The sequence below is a fragment of the Floridaenema evergladense BLCC-F167 genome, from assembly GCF_041929205.2.
Lineage (GTDB): Bacteria > Cyanobacteriota > Cyanobacteriia > Cyanobacteriales > Aerosakkonemataceae > Floridanema > Floridanema evergladense.
In genome coordinates, this window is record NZ_CM171625.1 from 1,678,050 (window position 1) to 1,697,357 (window position 19,308).

General features: G+C 39.5%; 22 protein-coding genes. 12 read left to right on the plus strand and 10 right to left on the minus strand.

Annotated elements, in window-relative coordinates:
* The first annotated feature begins 65 nt into the window (after positions 1–65).
* On the plus strand, positions 66–1,448 hold the full coding sequence (locus tag ACE1CA_RS07980) for a proton extrusion protein PcxA (protein WP_413278586.1): 1,383 nt from the start codon (positions 66–68) through the stop codon (positions 1,446–1,448).
* A 214-nt stretch (positions 1,449–1,662) separates the two neighbouring features.
* Positions 1,663–2,328: an esterase/lipase family protein gene (locus ACE1CA_RS07985; protein ID WP_413278587.1), complete on the plus strand. Its 666-nt coding sequence runs from the start codon at positions 1,663–1,665 to the stop codon at positions 2,326–2,328.
* On the opposite strand, the gene ACE1CA_RS07990 is transcribed toward ACE1CA_RS07985, so the two are convergent.
* Positions 2,258–2,689, minus strand: coding sequence for a VOC family protein (locus ACE1CA_RS07990; protein WP_413278588.1), 432 nt, complete (start codon positions 2,687–2,689; stop codon positions 2,258–2,260). The two genes, ACE1CA_RS07985 and ACE1CA_RS07990, sit on opposite strands and share 71 nt — an antisense overlap.
* Before the next feature lie 31 nt (positions 2,690–2,720).
* Here ACE1CA_RS07990 and ACE1CA_RS07995 point away from each other — a divergent pair, with 31 nt between their 5' ends.
* Positions 2,721–3,488 (plus strand): TIGR00297 family protein, encoded by a 768-nt coding sequence (locus ACE1CA_RS07995; protein ID WP_413278589.1) that lies wholly within the window; start codon positions 2,721–2,723, stop codon positions 3,486–3,488.
* 359 nt (positions 3,489–3,847) lie between these two features.
* The gene (locus ACE1CA_RS08000) at positions 3,848–5,116 is read left to right on the plus strand and encodes a pre-peptidase C-terminal domain-containing protein (RefSeq protein WP_413278590.1); all 1,269 of its coding nucleotides are present in this window, start codon (positions 3,848–3,850) and stop codon (positions 5,114–5,116) included.
* Positions 5,117–5,426: 310 nt separating this feature from the next.
* On the opposite strand, the gene ACE1CA_RS08005 is transcribed toward ACE1CA_RS08000, so the two are convergent.
* Together ACE1CA_RS08005 and ACE1CA_RS08010 are read right to left on the minus strand one after the other, a co-directional pair.
* Positions 5,427–5,582, minus strand: coding sequence for a type II toxin-antitoxin system TacA family antitoxin (locus tag ACE1CA_RS08005; RefSeq protein ID WP_413278606.1), 156 nt, complete (start codon positions 5,580–5,582; stop codon positions 5,427–5,429).
* Positions 5,551–5,781 carry a DUF4926 domain-containing protein gene (locus ACE1CA_RS08010; RefSeq protein WP_413278591.1) on the minus strand — a complete coding sequence of 77 codons (231 nt, stop codon included), beginning with the start codon at positions 5,779–5,781 and terminating at the stop codon, positions 5,551–5,553. The genes ACE1CA_RS08005 and ACE1CA_RS08010 overlap by 32 nt, the downstream gene beginning before the upstream one ends.
* A 216-nt stretch (positions 5,782–5,997) precedes the next feature.
* On the opposite strand from ACE1CA_RS08010, the gene ACE1CA_RS08015 reads away from it, so the two are divergent.
* Positions 5,998–7,956: a protein kinase domain-containing protein gene (locus ACE1CA_RS08015; protein ID WP_413278592.1), complete on the plus strand. Its 1,959-nt coding sequence runs from the start codon at positions 5,998–6,000 to the stop codon at positions 7,954–7,956.
* Between the two features lie 87 nt (positions 7,957–8,043).
* Here ACE1CA_RS08015 and ACE1CA_RS08020 read toward each other — a convergent pair whose 3' ends face one another.
* The 3 genes from ACE1CA_RS08020 to bchB form a co-directional block, all read right to left on the minus strand.
* Positions 8,044–8,538 (minus strand): DUF29 domain-containing protein, encoded by a 495-nt coding sequence (locus ACE1CA_RS08020; protein WP_413278593.1) that lies wholly within the window; start codon positions 8,536–8,538, stop codon positions 8,044–8,046.
* Positions 8,539–8,619: 81 nt separating this feature from the next.
* Positions 8,620–8,886, minus strand: coding sequence for a hypothetical protein (locus tag ACE1CA_RS08025; protein WP_413278594.1), 267 nt, complete (start codon positions 8,884–8,886; stop codon positions 8,620–8,622).
* An 88-nt stretch (positions 8,887–8,974) separates the two neighbouring features.
* Entirely contained in the window at positions 8,975–10,501 is a 1,527-nt protein-coding gene (bchB, locus tag ACE1CA_RS08030) for a ferredoxin:protochlorophyllide reductase (ATP-dependent) subunit B (RefSeq protein ID WP_413278595.1), read from the minus strand.
* 346 nt (positions 10,502–10,847) lie between these two features.
* On the opposite strand from bchB, the gene ACE1CA_RS08035 reads away from it, so the two are divergent.
* The 3 genes from ACE1CA_RS08035 to ACE1CA_RS08045 all read left to right on the plus strand — a co-directional run bounded on the left by ACE1CA_RS08035 (position 10,848) and on the right by ACE1CA_RS08045 (position 12,741).
* Positions 10,848–11,339 carry a hypothetical protein gene (locus ACE1CA_RS08035; protein WP_413278596.1) on the plus strand — a complete coding sequence of 164 codons (492 nt, stop codon included), beginning with the start codon at positions 10,848–10,850 and terminating at the stop codon, positions 11,337–11,339.
* Between the two features lie 226 nt (positions 11,340–11,565).
* A complete protein-coding gene (locus ACE1CA_RS08040) occupies positions 11,566–12,231 on the plus strand; it encodes a metallophosphoesterase family protein (RefSeq protein ID WP_413278597.1) in 666 nt (221 codons plus the stop codon).
* A 63-nt stretch (positions 12,232–12,294) separates the two neighbouring features.
* Complete coding sequence (locus ACE1CA_RS08045; RefSeq protein ID WP_413278598.1) at positions 12,295–12,741, plus strand: DUF29 domain-containing protein; 447 nt, start codon at positions 12,295–12,297, stop codon at positions 12,739–12,741.
* Positions 12,742–12,897: 156 nt separating this feature from the next.
* Here ACE1CA_RS08045 and rph read toward each other — a convergent pair whose 3' ends face one another.
* Both rph and ACE1CA_RS08055 read right to left on the minus strand, forming a co-directional pair.
* Positions 12,898–13,626, minus strand: a complete 729-nt coding sequence (gene rph, locus ACE1CA_RS08050) for a ribonuclease PH (protein ID WP_413278599.1) — start codon at positions 13,624–13,626, stop codon at positions 12,898–12,900.
* Between the two features lie 22 nt (positions 13,627–13,648).
* Positions 13,649–14,212 carry an adenylate kinase family protein gene (locus ACE1CA_RS08055; protein WP_413278600.1) on the minus strand — a complete coding sequence of 188 codons (564 nt, stop codon included), beginning with the start codon at positions 14,210–14,212 and terminating at the stop codon, positions 13,649–13,651.
* 265 nt (positions 14,213–14,477) lie between these two features.
* Here ACE1CA_RS08055 and ACE1CA_RS08060 point away from each other — a divergent pair, with 265 nt between their 5' ends.
* The 3 genes from ACE1CA_RS08060 (at position 14,478) to dcd (ending at position 16,128) form a co-directional block, all read left to right on the plus strand.
* Entirely contained in the window at positions 14,478–15,038 is a 561-nt protein-coding gene (locus tag ACE1CA_RS08060; RefSeq protein WP_413278601.1) for a P-loop NTPase family protein, read from the plus strand.
* A 170-nt stretch (positions 15,039–15,208) separates the two neighbouring features.
* A complete protein-coding gene (locus ACE1CA_RS08065; RefSeq protein WP_413278602.1) occupies positions 15,209–15,511 on the plus strand; it encodes a hypothetical protein in 303 nt (100 codons plus the stop codon).
* A 35-nt stretch (positions 15,512–15,546) separates the two neighbouring features.
* Complete coding sequence (dcd, locus tag ACE1CA_RS08070) at positions 15,547–16,128, plus strand: dCTP deaminase (protein WP_413278603.1); 582 nt, start codon at positions 15,547–15,549, stop codon at positions 16,126–16,128.
* 250 nt (positions 16,129–16,378) lie between these two features.
* Here dcd and aroB read toward each other — a convergent pair whose 3' ends face one another.
* A complete protein-coding gene (aroB, locus tag ACE1CA_RS08075) occupies positions 16,379–17,488 on the minus strand; it encodes a 3-dehydroquinate synthase (RefSeq protein WP_413278604.1) in 1,110 nt (369 codons plus the stop codon).
* Positions 17,489–17,522: 34 nt separating this feature from the next.
* Between aroB and petL the strand changes: the two genes are divergently transcribed.
* A complete protein-coding gene (gene petL / locus ACE1CA_RS08080) occupies positions 17,523–17,615 on the plus strand; it encodes a cytochrome b6-f complex subunit PetL (protein WP_413266017.1) in 93 nt (30 codons plus the stop codon).
* 103 nt (positions 17,616–17,718) lie between these two features.
* Here petL and ACE1CA_RS08085 read toward each other — a convergent pair whose 3' ends face one another.
* Positions 17,719–19,299: a B12-binding domain-containing radical SAM protein gene (locus tag ACE1CA_RS08085; RefSeq protein WP_413278895.1), complete on the minus strand. Its 1,581-nt coding sequence runs from the start codon at positions 19,297–19,299 to the stop codon at positions 17,719–17,721.
* Between the last annotated feature and the right edge of the window lie 9 nt (positions 19,300–19,308).

The following is a 19,308-nucleotide window of genomic DNA, read 5'->3' on the forward strand; positions in this document are numbered from 1 at the left end:
AAAAATTTAATCTAGAAAAACATCCCACTTACAACTAAAACACAAAATTTACAACCCTCTCTGTTATGATTTACAGTCTTATTACCTCAATTCAAGGGTTAGTCCGATCGATTAGAGATTGGTACTTTGACACCCCAGAAAGAGCCTTAGAACAAGCATACAATGCTGCTTTACAAATTAAAGCCATTGAAGATGAATATTTTGAAGGCAAGAAAATTTCTGTCAATCAAACTGATTATGGCGACAGCGTTAAAGCATATTTTCAGTCAGAATTAAGACAAAATTTAACTATTGCTAGTAATCGCCTGCGAGAATTTAAAGCTAGTAGCTCTTTCCTCAATTTAATTACTAGCCAACAAATCGTCAAATCTCCCAAAAATTCGGCTGATAATAATGGCAATTACCAAAGAATAGCCAACTCCGAGCAGGTTACAATAACATTAGAAAAACTGAAATTTATTGACCAAGTAATAGCCAAGTACAGACCAAAAAGCCGCATTAATACTCCAAACACCTCTACTTCTTTAATAGTCGTTCCCCAAAACAATAATAAACTGGAACGTACTGAAGCTATTGCTAGTCAGGGATTAAACAATGAAAAGCAGCTGTTTGGTGTATCAGAAGATGAGCCTAATAAATTTGAAACCGTTGTTGATAAAACTGGAGTATTACCCCGGTCAATTTTTTCAACTTTAAATAAGATTCAAAGAGAATTAGACCCAGAATCCGAACAAGAAGTTCTTAAAAAATATCGGACTTCAAAAGCTAAAACAGCAATTTCCCTGCGATTTATTTTAACTTTGATTGTTGTACCTTTGTTAAGTTTTCAACTGTTTAAGTTAGCGGTTGCGGGGCCGATCGTTGACAGTTTAATAGAGAGAAATAAAATTAGTATATTCATCAATAAAGACCTGGAAAGAGAAGCCCTAGAAGAGTTAAGAAAGTTTGAGGAGCGCCTACGATTTGATTATTTAATTTCAGGAACGCCAAAACTTAAGCCAGAACAAATTGACGAAAAGCTACAAGAAAGAGCAAATGAAATAGCCGAAGAATCTCGACGTGCTAGTGCTAATGCAGTGAAAAATGTCTTTTCTGACTTAGCAGCATTAGGAATGTTTGCTGTAGTAATTATTTATAGTCGGCGGGAAATTGTAATTTTGAAATCTTTTATGGATGAAATCGTGTATGGACTCAGCGATAGTGCTAAAGCTTTTATTATTATTCTATTAACCGACATCTTCGTTGGCTATCACTCGCCACATGGTTGGGAAGTACTTTTAGAAAATGTCGCTCGTCATTTAGGATTACCAGAAAGTCGTGATTTTATCTTCTTGTTTATTGCTACTTTCCCTGTAATTTTGGATACGGTATTTAAGTATTGGATATTCAGATACTTAAACCGGATATCTCCTTCTGCTGTAGCAACTTACAGAAATATGAATGAATAATTTTGGGGATTGGGGATTGGGGACTGGGGACTGGGGATTGGGGACAAGGGGAAATTAAATAACTTAAAACTTGGAGCGGTATTTATCGATTTACATTCTAGAGCTAAATAAGTTAGAAAATATGGTAAATCTGTAGATCCCGGTCAAATTTTTCCCTAACTCAAAACTCTCCCAATCCCCAATCCCCAGTTCCTAATCCCCAATCCCTAAAATTATGAACAGTACTACTAAATCAAATCCTGTCCTCTTAGTTCACGGCATGAATGATACTGCCGCTGTTTTCTATAAAATGGCTCCCGAATTAGCAAAAAAAGGTTGGACAGTCCATGATATAGATTTAACTCCCAATAATTGCGATCGACCTCTGGACTACTTAGCTAAACAAATTGTTAGATATGTAGAAAAAACTTTTCCTCCCGAACAACCGATCGATATTGTAGGGTTTAGTATGGGAGGAATTGTCAGCCGTTACTATATTCAAAGATTAGGTGGAATCGATCGCGTCCAGCGATTTATTACCGTTTCTTCACCCCATCATGGCACCGTTTTAGCATATTTGATCGATCGCCCCGGCAGCATTCAAATGCGACCAGATAGCCCATTTTTGGCTGACCTAAATCGCGACCTAGCCATGTTAGAGCAGATAAACTTTACCTCAATTTGGACACCTTTTGATTTAATGATCGTTCCTCCCACTAGTTCGCGGATGCCAGTAGGTAAAGATGTCCAAGTTCCCATTCCCTTTCATGCCTGGATGATTAGCGACCCTAAAGGAATTGCCGCAGTAGCAGAAGCCCTTGCCGAACCACTCAGACAGCATCACCCACTTGGGCAAACTCCGCCTCCCCAAAAATTGCCGAAAATTGACAGTAATATTTAAACTCTAAAAAGTTGTAAAACGGATCTTCTAAAAAGAAAGTCCGATGTTCCGTAGGCAAACCGACAAATCTCCGTTTTGGTTGTTGGTAAAAAGGCAGTTGCTTTTGTTGTGCTCTGGCTAACAAATTTTCCCAATCTGCTTCCTCAGTGAAAATTAAACCAAAATGTCGGGGATAAATTCCTTTTTGCGGCGCAAGCAATTCTTTGCTAACATGAGCAACTATCTGATGCCCGTAAAGATTCAAAATTAAAGAATTTGCTGCTTCTCGACCAACTTCGCACCCTAAACCATCGACATAAAATTCTTTAGTTTGGGCGATGTTAGCCACAGGAAAGGCAAGATGAAATAATACTTGGCTCATAATTTAGTGTTACCTACAAGGCTGGTGTTCAATGTTTAATTCTATTTATTCGCTAAATCCCTGGTTAATTGCGGTGGGATTAAACACAGTTTTATTATCGATCGCTTGGCTAATCCCCAAAAAACTACTTACCCCAGCTGGTTTATTTCACGCTTGGATACTAGGTGTTCTGATTTGGGGAACCCTTGGCTGGCAAGGTTACGTAGTAGTCTTGTTTTATTTCTTTGTCGGCTCGGCTGTCACTCGCATCGGTATGGCGCAAAAAGAAGCCGAAGGCATAGCCGAAAAGCGTTCCGGTGCTAGAGGGCCGGAAAATGTTTGGGGTTCTGCGGCTACCGCTGCCCTTTGTGCTTTAGGAGTAGCTGCCATTAGCGCTAGTCTTCTTCCCACTAGCCTTCAACCTTTACTTTTACTCGGTTATGTTGCTAGTTTTAGCACTAAACTTTCCGATACTTGCGCTAGTGAAGTGGGCAAAGCTTACGGTAAACGCACTTTTTTGATTACTACTTTACAACCCGTAGCTAGGGGAACTGAAGGTGCGGTTAGTTTAGAGGGAACTTTGGCAGGAGTTATCGCTTCAGTGGCGATCGCCCTCCTAGCTTGGGGCATCGGGTTAATCAACTTGCTAGGTGTCGGTTTATGCGTCATCGCCGCTTTTGTCGCCACCAACCTAGAAAGCGTCATCGGCGCAACTCTGCAAACCAAAGTTAGCTGGCTAACCAACGAAGTAGTTAACGCGATCAATACTTTGGTGGGTGCGATCGTCGCCATCCTGTTAGCTTTAACCCTAACGCGCTAACACATCTTCGAGAATTTTTCGGTAAGTTTCTGGAATAGTACTGCCAGTGTTCGTAGAGATAGGTGTGCTAAAGCGAAAGCAAACTCACAGATCTCTTAAGTGTAATTGTGGAGAAACAATGAAAGACTAACTTTGTTAAAAAATTCTGTATTCCTTATAACTAAATCTCCAAAGACTTTTAAACGATCTATAGTTAAGTAAGGATACTTAGTCTACAAAGCATAGTCTTAGCCATCGCATCTTCCAATTATTACCAAAAAACAAAAATTGGCACGCTCCTATTACATAGCTAGTGCCAAGTGTTTTGTGTTTTTTCTCACAAATATAGTGCTTACTTTTCATTTTAAGAGGAACAAATCATGGCTGTCAATCTTTTTGATGCTAGAAGTTACGCTTCCCTGAATCCTGATTTAGCAGTAGCTGGTATAACTAGCCCGCAACAACTCGAAAACCACTACCGCACCACTGGGATTAACGAAGGAAGATTAGCCTCACCTTTCGTTGACCTCAGATATTATGGTAGATCCAATCCTGACTTAGGACGGGCAGGATTAACCACTAACACGCAGTTATTGAGCCATTTGGAAAACTTTGGTGCTAATGAAGGAAGGCGTTCTTCCGTTACCTTTAGCCCTAATTTTTATAAATCGGTTAATACTGACTTAGCAGCGGTTGGTTTCAATAACGAGCAGTTGTATAAACACTTTACGGAAATTGGATTGAGTGAAGGAAGAGTTTCTTCAGAATTTTTCAACGCACCTTTCTATTTAGCAAATAATAGCGATTTGAGAGCAGCTTTTGGCAATAATTATCAAGCTGCACTACTACACTTCCTGAATAACGGAATTCGGGAAGGACGGGTAGCTTCTCCAACCGTTTCTCCTTACACCGATCCGAGTAACGTTTCAAGTACTGCTTACGATTTAGGAACTTTAGTTGCGAAAGCGACTTTTAGTGATTTTGTCGGAACTACCGATCGCGATGACTATTACGGCTTCCGCGTAGTCGATCCGATAAATCTGAACTTGAATCTTTCAGGACTGAGTGGTAGTGCTACTTTGAAACTCTTTGCCGATACTAATGAAAACGGTGTAGCTGATTCCGGTGAAGAAATAGCTAGTGTTACTGGTAATGTTTCCACTCCCGCAGTGATTAACAAAACCTTGGGTGCTGGTTATTATCACATTGATGTGACAACCCAAAACACTACTACGAGCACCTTGTACAATTTGGCAATGTCACCTTCTGTAATTCAGTCCACCAACACCACAGATCCCGGAAATAGTCAAGGTAATGCTTTCAGTCTGGGTACTCTCAGCGGTAGTCGCACGGTAACTGATTTTGTGGGGAGTACCGATCGGGTTGACTTTTACAGCTTTGTCTTGAATGGCAACAGAACTCTCAATCTTTCACTTAACGGCACAACCGATCCAGCTTTTGCAATCCTCTACCGCGATACCAATAACAACGGTCAGTTTGATAGTACAGAAACTTTAGGTCTGGTGAATTCTGCTAACAATAGCTTGGGTACTTTGACGCAAGATTTAACTGCGGGTAATTACTTTGTCCAAGTATTTACTAATACGAATACAGCTAATACCAGCTATAACATGAGTTTAACTGTGTAATTGAGCGATCGGCTGTAGCAGTAAGCTGTCACGCATTTAAATCACTTATTAAGATTGCAGGGGAGCAGGGGGGCAGAGGGGCAGAGGGGCAGGGGAGAGAATTAGACCAATTTTCTTCTGTTTCCAAACAATCCAATTTAAATGCGGAACAGCTTATTAAAGAGAAATGTATCAGGAGTGGAATAATAATTGTAGTTTAAGTACCTCTGATTAGCAATCTATTCCCTGAAAGTTTCCTTTAAGCTTTATCCACAGTTCCATAAATTTAACTCCTTGTCCAAAGAGATGGGGAGTTTTTTTATTGTATTGCTTATTTCTGATTGTATTCTTCTTTGTAACGTTTGATAGCTGCTTTGAGTTTAGGGTTAAGTTCTGGGGGATTTTCAATTGCTGAAGTAACAATTTTCCAGTCTTTTTCGGAAAGTGCGATCGCTTTATCCCTTTCCCCATATTTCTGGTAGAGGATTCACCCAAGAAATTGGTACAGAAATCACATCTAAAGTTTCCCCTTTTTGAAATACTTCCACAGTATATCCTGCTTCTGGTTGATGTTTTGTTGGTTGTAAATGAGATAGTACAACTCCTTTATCACCTTTTTTAACAGAACTATTAGGAACATCTTGTTTGAGTTCTACCCACTGAAATAATGTTGCTGTTGTTATCATTATTTTAGTTCAAGTTTCTGAACAACTAATTCTGGTTCTTGGTGTAAGATTTGAGTTTGATAGGCGCGATCGACATTCTCATCCAAGATATTTTAGTGCCACTTGCTTTTATCAGTTACATTTTTTGATATTTAGGAGCAATTTAGGTTTTTTGTTAATCCAGCCGCATTTTAGGGAAAACTTACAGTAGAGTCAAATTAGAGATTAGTTGCCAGTATGAGTTACTGTTTAAATCCCGACTGCCAAAAGCCTCAAAACGCTGATAGGACAAAGTTTTGTCAAACTTGTGGATCAAAGTTGTTGCTTAAAGAACGCTACCGAGCTATTAAACTTATAGGTCAGGGTGGTTTTGGCAGAACTTTTCTATCAGTTGATGAAGATAAACCCTCTAAACCTCGTTGTGTCATCAAGCAATTTTTTCCCCAAGCACAAGGTACTAGTAATACTCAGAAAGCAGCCGAGTTATTTGAACAAGAAGCTGTTCGACTAGATGAATTAGGTAAACATCCTCAGATTCCTGAACTCTTGGCGCATTTTACCCAGGATAACCGCCAGTACTTGGTGCAAGAGTTTATTGATGGACAAAATTTAGATTTGGTACTGGAGGCAGAAGGCACTTTCAGTGAAAGTCAGATTCGAGACTTACTTAACAGCTTATTGCCAGTACTTGAGTTTATTCATTCCCACAATGTTATTCACAGAGATATCAAGCCAGCAAATATCATTCTTCGCAGTGATGGGAATCTAGTTTTAGTTGATTTTGGGGCGGCTAAATATGCCACGGGAACTGCTTTACTCAAGACAGGGACTAGTATTGGTAGCCCGGAATATGTCGCGCCCGAACAAGCTAGGGGTAAAGCACTTTTTGCCAGTGATTTATATAGTTTAGGGGTAACTTGTATCCATTTGATGACTCAAATTTCGCCTTTTGAACTATTTGATACGGCTGAAAATATTTGGGTATGGCGGCATTATTTAGTTAATAATCCAGTTAGTGATGAACTGAGTTTCATTTTGGATAAACTGAGTGAAACTGCTACTAATAGACGCTATCAAACAGTATCAGAAGTTCTTAGAGCTTTGAATCAAGCGTCATCTAAATTATCTTCAAATTTACAACCACAGCCTCAATCTACTCAACCTAGTTTTCCGCAAGCTGCACCAGAAGCAAAAAAACAACAAACACCTAGCGCAACTAATCCTAAATCTGAGAATGAATTTGAGTTTAAGTCTTGGCAATGTTTATTAACTCTTGAAGGGCATTCCGGCAGTATTAATGCAGTGGTACTCAGCCGCGATGGAAAAATTATAGCTAGTGGTAGTGACGACACAACTATTAAGTTATGGAATAGGGAAACGGGTACTGAAATTACCACCTTGGGTCAAAGTTCTTCTAATTGGTTTGCAGGAATTAAGTCTATTGCTATTAGTCCTAATGGACAGGTATTAGTTAGTGGTAGTGAAGACAAAACTATCAAGATTTGGCAGTTAAATACTGGCAAGGAAATTCATACTTTTACAGGACATTCAGGAGCAATTAGATCTGTTAGTATTAGTCCTGATGGTCAGCTTTTAGCTAGTGGTAGTGATGATAAAAACGTTAAAATTTGGCAGTTAAATACTGGTAAAGAAATCTCCACACTTACAGGAAGTTCAGATTGGTTTGCCGGAGTTAAGTCTGTTGCTTTCAGTCCTGATGGGGAGTTTTTGGCGAGTGCTGGTGATGACAAAACTGTTAAACTGTGGCGGGTGCGTACTGGTGAGGAAATTCTAAATTTAACAGGGCATTTAGCATCTGTCAAATCTATTATTTTCAGTTCTAATGGGAAAATTCTTATCAGTGGCAGTGAAGACAAGACAATTAAATTATGGAAACTGAGTACAGGTAAGGAGATTTACACTTTTACAGGACATACAGCCTCAGTTAATACTTTGGCAATTAGTCGCAATGGAGAAATTCTCGTCAGTGGCAGTAGCGATCAAATAATGAAAGTTTGGTTCCTAAAAACTAAAGAAGATCGCACTTTTACTGTACATTCCGGTTCTATCAATTCTATAATAATTGCACCGGATGGACAGACTATTATAACTGGTAGCAGTGATAAAACAATAAAAATTCATACTGTCTATTCTCCCGATCTTCCACCTTTGATGAGTCCTAAATCTTGGTGGTAAAATTGGGTGCATAGTACTTTGTTCTTACTTTGTTGAATGGCGATCGCATTCTAATTATTTTACCTTTAGGCGATCGCACCATCAACCCTATTCATTTTCCCACTCACTCGCTTCCCCTGGATAGAAAGAATCTTCTAAAATCTCAGATAAACTGTAGGGGCATTCTACCGGAAAAGTTCGACGAGATAATTCAGTTTCCTTAACAGCTAATTCCACACCTTTAATATAAGCTTTCTCTAGTGCTTCTTCCAAGTAAGGTTTTAAACTGGGATTAACTTCTAGTAACTCAGAAACATCCAAACGTTGAATGCGAATTGTTGCTAACCAACTCCGACTTCTGCGATCTGATTGATATTCCCATTTTAGTAAATGTCCAATTAGCAAACTTAAACGATTTCGCAATTCTTGACGTTGCTGTTTACCCAAAGATTCTATTTCCTCAATTAAATTTTCTAAGTCAAGCTGACTCCATTGTTGATTGCGGAGTAAAGACGCTTGTTCCTGCGTCCATGAGTAGAAATCTGTTTCGTAAAGATTTGGTGAGGGCATTAATATTTCTGAGTTAGTTTCCGGTGCATACATTGAGCTTTTCCACCTTAATCTAACGAACTGTTTTTTTAATATACCTATACTAGGATAGCGCGATCGCACATCCTCAATACATTATTCAGACCTCGTATTTCGTTCTATCCGACTTAGTAGGTCGATAATTGCTTTGAATACTTGTGAAACTGTACTAACAATTGTCACGCTAGTTGTAGCAATCGTTATCAACAAATAAATGGAGAATTCTCGGTTTGAAATGCTTAGACCGAAAGCAAAGCTAATTATAATAAAATTAACCAGGTATTGAGTTGCTTCTATAGTAGTAATTACGTCTTTATACAGTCGGTCTTGATTAGAACTGCCAGATGGTAAATTACTGCTCATAATTACGCCATTTTTGATTAATTTCAATAGGTAAAAGTGTTAGTAGGGTGAACATTGCCCACCCTACTACTATACTACTAACAGCTAACTAAGCGCCAACTGCTTCTTTCGCTGCATACATCACTTCAACAGTAATCTGCGAAATGTTCCTTTCACGGGCAAACTTTTCGGTATTTCGCTTCACTTTCCCCCGGACAAAACCAGGAACTTTATTCAATTCTCCCTGTGCTTCTTTCGTCCAACCTAAGTCAGAATCAGCAGAAATTCCTTTAGTAATTACTTCTTTGGTATCATGTCCGCCAAAGATTTCTAATAGGTGATCTTCCATTCCCAAGGTGAAGGAATTGTAGATTAAATCAACTATTTGATTTGTGCCTTCGTATCCGACGAAAGGTTTGTAACCAATGGGGAAGTTTTGAATGTGAATTGGTGATGCAATTACGCCGCAGGGAATATCTAAACGTTTACCGACGTGGCGTTCCATTTGGGTGCCGAAAATGGCGGAGGGTTCGACTCTGGCGATCGCATCTCCGATCGCACCATTGTCATCACTAATAATCACTTCGTCGCAATATTCGCTAACCTGTTCCCGGAACCAATCAGCATCATATTTACAATAAGTTCCCGCCCAAACTACATGAATTCCCATTTCACGAGCGAGAATTTTGGTAATCGCAGCAGCGTGGGTATTATCTCCAAATACAACGGCTTTTTTCCCGGTTAAATTCTGACAGTCAATGGAACGAGAAAACCAAGCAGCTTGGGAAACATACAAGGTTTGTTCGTTGATGAATTCTTCGTAGTCAACTTCCCCACCTTGAGCATTAATTACTTGTTGAATTTTGCGGATACAACGTGCAGTTTCTACCACTCCCATTGGGGTGATATCTACATAAGGTGTGCCGAATTCTTGTTCTAAATATTTAGCTGCCATTAACCCAATTTCCCGATAAGGAACTAAGTTAAACCACGCTTTCGGCAAATTCTTTAAGTTTTGAACGGAAGCACCTTCGGGAATAATTTGGTTAACTTCAATTCCCAAATCAGCCATTAATTTTTTCAGTTCCATGCAATCATGTTGATTGTGGAAACCTAGAGTTGTTACGCCGATAATATTTACCGATGGTTTTTCGGTTTTACCTTCGGGAAGATTGCCTTGTTTCCGCGCTTTCTCTATATAATATTGGACGATTTGATGTAAAGTTCGATCGGCTGCTTGCAGTTCATTCACCCGATAATGATTCACATCAGCTAACATCACATCGCCTTTCGCTTCTAGCTGGGCGCGATCGACAAAATTCTGCAAATCTTCCTGTAAAATACTAGATGTGCAAGTCGGAGTTAACACGATCAAATCTGGGCGTTCTTCCTGATCTTTGCGGGTAATATTATCAACAACCCTTTCTTGGGAACCTCTAGCTAAAACGTGACGATCGACAATACTAGCAGTCACAGGTGTAAAATCTCTTTCCCGTTCTAACATCGATCGCATCACGTTAAAATAATCATCCCCCAAAGGCGCGTGCATAATCGCATGAACATTTTTGAACGAACTGGCAATCCGTAGCGTGCCAATATGCGCCGGACCTGCATACATCCAGTAAGCTAATTTCATAGTGTTCTCCCTTATCCTGACAACCCAAAGATAATTGCTTGATTATCAAATCGTTTCTGATTCTCTCAGACATACAGGGTTTTATGGAGTAGGTAATATTGCGGGTTTTGTTGGGTTTGCGATCGCTCAAATGCCTTTCCTGACTGGAATTTAGCAACAAATTAAAACAACTAAATTGTTGTTTTAGAGAAATAAATCTTCATGTTTCAGTAAAATTTTGCCAAGCTTTCTCTTGCATAAATTACCAGAAAAGTCAACCAAATTTAGCCATTCGTAATTACCCAAAAACCTGAACCTTTTGGAAAGTAGTCACGTCTAAAAGTGCAGTTTTTGTATTTGGGTAACTATGAACACAAAATTAATTGCACTTTTGGGAACAACCGCCACATTATTTATGTCTACAGCTTGGGTAAATGTAGCTGAAGCACAACCCGCATCGACCACTTCCGATCAACAGCTAATTTTAGCTCAAGGAAAAAGAAATCGACTCAATTTAACTGACGAGCAAAAAACCCAAATGCGGCAAATTCGGGAAGCAACTCGCCAACAAATTGAAAACGTTCTCACCCAAGAACAGAAAGACAAATTGCGTGCAGCCAGAGAACAAAGAAGACAAGAAAGAGGACAACAACAAGCTCAACAAAGTGGTCAACGTCGCGGTCAACGCGGTCAACTTTGGTCTACACTAAATCTCACCTCGGAACAACAAGCACAAATTCAACGCATTCGTCAGGAGTCTCGCCAAAAAATGCAAGCTGTTTTAACTCCTGAGCAACAACAACAAATGCAACAAATGCGCCAAAATCGTCAAAATCGTCCTCAACAACAACCTCAGTAAACTTCAGATCCCCGACTTCTTCAAGAAGTCGGGGATCTAGCTAGCCTTTATTCGTAGGGTGCGTTAACTAAGCGTGTAACGCACCATTCCACTATATATAATAGTGTCAATGCGTAAGTCCTATAATTATTGAGGCAGCAAGGAAGCAGAGGAGAGAATTACAGCAAATTTCTCCTCTTTCCATATTGACTCAGAAATTCGCTAGATCTAGCCCTACGAAGAAGCTATGAGCCTAAACAAAGAACTGAATATTATCGGTGTAATCGGTGATGTCCATGCAGAGGATAAATTTCTAGACAAAGCCGTGCATTTTTTGAAATCAAAAAATGTTGAAAAAATTGTTTGCGTCGGAGATATTGTTGATGGCTTAGGGGACGTTAATGAATGCTGTAATACTCTAATGCGTGAAGAAATTTTGGTCGTTTCAGGAAATCACGCTCGATGGTTATTGAAAAATGAGATGCGCTCTCTAAAAGAGGCTACACAGTTAGATTCGCTTTCGGAGTTTTCCCAGTCGTTTCTATTCTCTCTTCCTTCAACTCTTGACTTCTCTACGCCTCATGGTTTAGCACTTTTGTGTCACGGTCTGGGAAAAAATGATATGGTCCGACTAACTCCTGATGATTATGGGTACGCTATTGATGTCAATACAGATTTGCAAAACTTGATTAGAGAGCAAAAATATAAATATGTTATCAATGGTCATACGCATTACAAAATGGTACGAAACTTTAGCAAGTTGACTATTATAAATGCTGGGACGTTAAAGCACGGGCATGAACCTGGTTTTTTATTGATTGATTTTGTCCAGCAGTTTGTACAATTCTACAAATTTTTTGCAGGCTTTATGATTGAGGATGCAGAAAGAGTCAGTTTAACAACGATAAGATAAAGAATTCAGAAGTACAGCTATTTTTTTACCGCAAAGGACGCAAAGGACGCGAAGAAGGAAAATATGCCAACTTTACAAGATTGGGAATGGTTAGCGGCGAGTTCGGAATATCAAACTGCTGTCTTAGTTCAGCAACTTTTGGAAGAGGGAAAGTTGATGGAAGCAAATCAGGGACTCTACACTTTAATCGAATCAATGGGTAAATCGAAAAAGTTGGCAACGATCAGTCAGTTAACTAGATTGATGGCTCATATCATTAAATGGAAATGTCAACCAGAGATGCGTAGTTCTAGTTGGAGTATTACCATTCGTTCTGCTCGTCTAGAAATCGCCGATATTCAAGAGGAAGTTCCGAGTTTGAATCGTAATTATATAGAGTCTATTTGGCAAAAATGTTTCAAAAGAGCGCTAAAAGATGCCGAAGACGAAATGGGTAAAAGCTGTGAGTTAACTTCTCTTTCATGGGAAGAGGTGTTTGAGGAAGATTACAGATTTTTTAAACCAAATTGAGTCATTTGTTCGCTGCAAAATTGCTTAAAAAAAATTAATCTTTTTGCCTCTTGCTATTAGTTGATTTTTTTGGTATTATTTGACTCATAATGGAAAAGGTGCGCTCATATAACCCCCTTCTCAAAGTGAAAAGCCCTCTACACAAGCATTTCAGACTTAGCTAAGGGAAAGACCCAAGGTTTCCCGCTGCATTTCCAAGAGGTCACGAATGCCTTTTTCGGCGAAATCGAGTAATTGATTCAGTTGAGTGCGAGTGAAAAAACCATGTTCAGCGGTTCCCTGAAGTTCAATCATGGAGAGGTTTTCATTCATTACCACGTTAAAATCAACCTCAGCGACGACATCTTCGGAATAGTTGAGGTCGAGGAAAGGTTCGCCTTCTAAGAGTCCGACGGAGATAGCGGCGACTTGGTGAACAATTGGCGATCGCTCCAACTTACCTTCATTTAGTAACTTTGCGATCGCATCCACCAAAGCCACAAAACCCCCAGTAATCGCAGTCGTTCGCGTACCAGCATCCGCTTGCAAAACATCAGCATCAACCAGAATAGTTCGTTCCCCCAAAACATTCAAATCCAAAGCCGCCCTTAAAGAACGACCAATTAACCTTTGAATCTCCTGAGTTCTACCCGAAAGTTTCATAAACTCCCGTTCTTGACGTTGGGGAGTCGCACCCGGAAGCATTCGATATTCCGCAGTTAACCAACCCTGTCCCTTACCTTCCAAAAACTTAGGTACACCTTCTTGCAAACTCACAGTACAAAGAACTTGCGTATCCCCGCAGTGAGTCAACACCGAACCGGAAGCGAAACGAGTAAAATTGCGCTCAAACCGAATCGGGCGTAATTGATATGGTTCTCTACCATCAGGACGTTGCCAAGACATCGCACTTGCCTCGAAATTTAAACTAGGATACAGCAGTTTGACTAATTTTTTCTAATATATTTTGCTGCACTCGATCGGGAGTTTGTTCGCCATCAATAGATAAAAGCCTTTGACGATAACCGTAGTAATCTAAAATTGGAAGCGTTCGTTCCTGGAATAATTGAATCCGTCGCTGGATAATATCTAGTCGATCGTCAATCAGTCCCCGCTTTAAACAACGAACCTCTAAAACAGACTGGGGTACATCTAACCAAATAGCCCAATTCAGCTGTTGTCCCAAATCTTCTAACAAAAAATCTAACTCTTCAGCTTGAAAAGCCGTTCGCGGATAACCATCAAGTATCCATCCATTAGCAACATCAGGTAATAATAACCTTTGACGCATAAACTCAATCATAATCTCATCAGGTACCAGTTCGCCCTTTGCCACAAACGTTTGCGCTTGCTTACCTAATGGGGTTACAGTGGCGATCGCATCCCGTAAAATATCCCCAGTAGAAATCCAAGGAATAGACAGACAAGAAGATAACCTTTGCGCCTGAGTTCTTTTCCCCGCACCAGCGCCCCCTAAAATTATTAATCTCACAACACAACTTCTCCCCAAAATTGGTACGAAAAATCGACATCAGCTTAACATCTAATTCACCTTAGTATTTTCCTACTAATGATAGATGCCTAGTTATTACTAAAGATTAAGAAATTCCCGACCAATTTAGTATTGACTTAATTGTATATATAGTGTTGTATTATGGATACAAAGCAAAAAATACACTATATTTTGGAAGATAAGCCAAATGGCAGCGCTAACAAATAAAGCTGTCAGCTGGTTCCTAACCATCAATTGTTGACTTATGGTATCCCAGATAGAAACCCCAACTGTTAATTCTGTTCGTGAAAGTTCCGACAATACACAACCTGACCTATTACCGGAAATTGAAGGACTGGTACAAGTATTCACCTCTTCCCATCGCAGTTTCTTCACCAGTGTCATGGCACAAGCATTAAGAATTGCTGGACAAGGAACGCCTGTTTTAGTAGTGCAATTCCTCAAAGGAGGAATTAATCAGGGATATCAACATCCGGTTCGTTTAGGACAAAATTTAGATTGGGTGCGTTGCGACTTACCACGCTGCATTGATACGCCACAATTGGATGAAGTAGAGATGAATTCTCTGCGGGATTTGTGGAAGTACACACAAAAAGTCGTGGATGAAGGAAAGTATGATTTGGTAGTACTAGATGAGTTAAGTTTAGCGGTAAATTTTGGTTTAATTCCCGAAAAGGAAGTATTAGAATTTATTGCTAAACGACCCCATCAAGTCGATATTATTATGACTGGGCCAGAAATGCCAGCCGCAATTTTGGATGTGGCAGATCAAATTACCGAAATTCGCCGCAGTCATCGTCCTTAATTGAAGCCAGTCTTGACTTTACTTGCTAAGTACCCGACCGAAACTAAACACAAAGCCAAGGCATATATCTTGATGTTTCAGTGTTCGCCAAGTTTGTTAATCCAAATACGATGACGAACACTGACAATATTACTTTTTTGTAAATCTGAAAGTAATTGGTTTTGCTAGTTATGACAAAAGAAATAACAGCTGATGATTGGAAATTAGTTGACGAAATTGCTGAAGAGGTTCTTGAAGATTTTCTATCTCTTAATAAGGCTGAATTAGATAAATTTGAAGATTTTATTGTAAACCCTAAAAAACTTTTTTTACATTATTGTAATTATAATTCAGAACATGATTGTAAAGTTATTGAACGCGATAAGCGTTGTCGGTTGTGTGGTGCTACTGATAATCTACAGGTTTATCACAACCAGCTAAGTCTTTTCGTTGCTGTTCAACGTCCAACGTTTAATGAAAATGCGGTATCCTAGTACTTCTGATGTGATTCGTGATTACTTGTAAAGCTATGATTAAAAACGATATTTGGATTACTCAAATGGCACAAAAGGGTATGATCTCACCCTTCGAGCCTCAGCAAATGCGTCGTGCTGGGGACTTACCTCTTATATCATTTGGTTTGAGTAGCTTTGGTTATGATATTAGGCTGTCCCCATCAGATTTCCGCATTTTTAGGCATATTCCTGGTACTGTAGTTGATCCGAAGAACTTTAATCCCGAAAACTTGGTAACGACCAAACTCCACCAAGATGGCAATGGGTCTTATTTTATACTTCCTGCTCATTCCTACGGCCTTGGAGTTTCCTTGGAAAAGCTAGAAATACCGGACAATATTACAGTAATCTGCATCGGTAAAAGTACTTATGCTCGCTGTGGTATAATTGCCAATGTAACTCCTGCTGAGGCAGCTTGGCGAGGTTATTTGACTCTTGAGTTATCCAATGCTTCCAGTGCTGATTGCCGTATTTACGCAAACGAAGGGATAGTACAGTTAATGTTTTTAGAAGGCGAACCCTGCGCTGTTAGTTACAAAGATCGTCAGGGAAAATATCAAGATCAACCAGACACAGTAACTATTGCCCGTATTTGAATTGTAGAACATAATTTTGATTATTAGATTATGACTCAATAAACCAAATAGGCGTATGTCAATTGGTATATCTGCATTAACTTCAAAAATGATAGGAAGAAGGTAATTGATTAGGTAAATATCAAGACCAAGCAGAAGTTGTGACCTTGGCTAGAGTGTAATTTTGCAAGCAAAAGTAGTTCTTTGTAATTATTAGTTTGGGCAAAATTTAGGTTTAACTAAATTTCGCCCTATTCTGCCTAACCAGCTTTTACTGCATTTGCAATAACACTTGTCTTAGCACATCTGGGGGAACTTGGTCTGTTACTGTTGCTTCACCTATTCGCCTTGGTAAAACAAACCGCACTTTACCTGATTTCACCTTTTTATCAGATTGCAAAGAGTCAATTATTTCCCCAATATCTAAACCTTCAGGCAATTTACTAGGTAAACCAGTTTTTTTAATTAACTCATTTTGCCGTTCTGTTGCTTCCTTGCTCCACATCCGCAAATCTACAGCAATTTGACCTGCTGCTACCATACCAATTGCTACTGCTTCGCCGTGATTTACTACTTTATAACCAGTCAAACTCTCTACAGCATGACCAATAGTATGACCGTAATTTAGCAAAGCTCTTAAACCTGATTCTTTTTCATCTTTTCCGACCACAATTGCTTTTGCTTGGCAAGAATGGGTGAGGATGGTTTGCAACATTTCTTCACTCAAATAGCGCAGTTGGTCTAATTTTTCGCATTCTTCTAATTTGGCAAATAAATCGGCATCCCAAATTACTCCATATTTAATTACTTCCGCCATGCCAGCCCGAAATTCTCTAGGGGGTAGGGTTTTCAAAACTTGTGGGTCGATTAATACTAATTTAGGTTGGTGAAATGCCCCTATTAAGTTTTTCCCTTTGGGATGATTTACTCCGGTTTTTCCGCCTATAGCTGCATCTACCATTGCTAGTAAACTGGTGGGCACTTGGACAAAGTTGATTCCCCTGAGCCAGGTAGCAGCTGCGAAGCCTGCCATATCGCCAATTACGCCTCCGCCCAAAGCTACAATTGTTGAAGTACGTTCTAGACGGTTTTCTAAGGCGGTATTATAAATTTTGACAATAGAATTCAGGGTTTTGTATTGTTCGCCAGCAGACAGGTTGACGGAAAATACTTCAAATCCAGCATTCGTGAGAGATTTAATTGCCCTCTCTCCATAACGTTTAAAAATTGCCGGATTGGAAACTAACAATACTTTTTCGCCCAAATGCAACGGTTTGCTTTCTTTTCCGTTCATCCAGGTGCCCAAATTGTCTAAACTTCCGGGTACGATCGCTATTTCATAACGATTCTGCGGTAAATTAACATCAATAACAGATTGCATTATCTAAATCCTGACCCAAATACGAGGAACACAAATGGCTGTAGTATCTTACGCGGTGATTTTGCTTGGCGCTTACGCAGTAGCTCTTGGCTTGTTTTTTGCTCTTAGAGCTACCAAGCTAATCTAAAATTGAGAAATGGGTACGTTGTTGCGCTTTAGCGCTCTATTACTCGGTTAAGAGCGCTAAAGCGCAACAACGTACTTAATTTTAATATATTTAGCAACTTGGGTTAACTGGCTAACGCTGTTTTTCTGGCGGTTGCAGATGATAATTTTGCCTCTTCTGCCAGCAATTCATTTAGCTGTCTTTCGATTTCGTCACGCACAATTTGACGATATTCTAAAAAGTGTTCGTTGTGGGCGCAAACAGTTAAGTAATGTTCCCAAACTCCGGGATTACGTTTGATAATACTAAATAGGTGATGCCAGAATTTCCAGCGAGTTTTCCGTTTGATGCCCTGTCGCCAAACTACAATTAATAATGCCCGTAAATCTATCCAACTGGGCATTTTAAATTTAGCTTTCACTTTTGGCGCACCTAGCATTAAGAAACAGCGATAATTTCTATCTAAAAACTGTTCTGCTTCGTACAAATCCCAGAATGCTTCTACATATTCCTTAGCAATGTCTTCTAAAGGACGAGTTGGGATAAAATTCATTAAAGTTGTTTGATTAATATTGCAATTTTGGTTGCGTAACCGTCCCTCTTTTTCTAATCTTTGCCATAAGGCTGTATTCGGTAAAGCTTGCAGCATTCCAAACATTACTGTGGGGATTCCTGTTTGTTCAGCAAATTGGACTATTCGCTTACCTGCTCCATTTTTCTCCCCATCAAACCCAATAATAAATCCTGCCATCGGGCGCAGTCCAGCCTGGATGATTTTTTGGACTGATTCAATTAAGGAATTGCGCGTATTTTGGAATTTTTTAGTTAAACTGAGGCTATCTTCATCTGGTGTTTCGATTCCCAAAAATACAGCATCAAAATAACATTGCACCATTAATTCCATTAATTCTTGATCTTGCGCCAAATCTACGGAAGCTTCGGTATTAAATCGGAAAGGGTAGCCATGTTCGGCTTGCCAAACTTTCAATTCTTTAAGTAACAGTTTGACGTTGCGTTTATTGCCGATGAAGTTATCATCAACCATAAACACTCCTCTACGCCAACCTAATTGGTAAAGATAATCTAATTCAGCTAAAAGTTGTTGTGGGGTTTTGGTTCTGGGTTTGCGACCGTATAAAACAATTATGTCGCAAAATTCGCACTGAAAAGGACAACCTCGTGAGAATTGAATTGACATGGAATCATAAGCATCAAATTCTAATAATTCAAAGCGGGGAATTGGTGTATTACTGACATCGGGTTTTTCGCCATTGGCGTGAAATATTCTGGTTTCTGCGCCATTTTTAATTGCTTCCACAAACATTGGTAGGGTAATTTCCCCTTCATCTAAAATTAAGTAATCGGCCTCTGCTGCTTGTGCTTCTTCTGGTAAAGTTGTAGGATAAGGGCCACCAACGGCTACTTTTTTGCCTCGTTTTTTTGCGGCTTTAATTTGAGCAATAAAGTCTTCTTTTTGGACGATCATTGCTGATATAATTACTAAATCTGCCCATTCCCATTCGGCTTCGGTGACAGTCCTAATATTCCGATCGACTAACTTAAATTCCCAATTTTGCGGTAAAATAGCTGCTACTGTTACTAATCCCAAAGGTGGTAATAGAACTTTGCGATCGACTAATTCTAAAATCTTCTCGTAAGACCAAAATGTTTTGGGAAACTGGGGATAAACTAACAGAACTTTCATAATACTCAT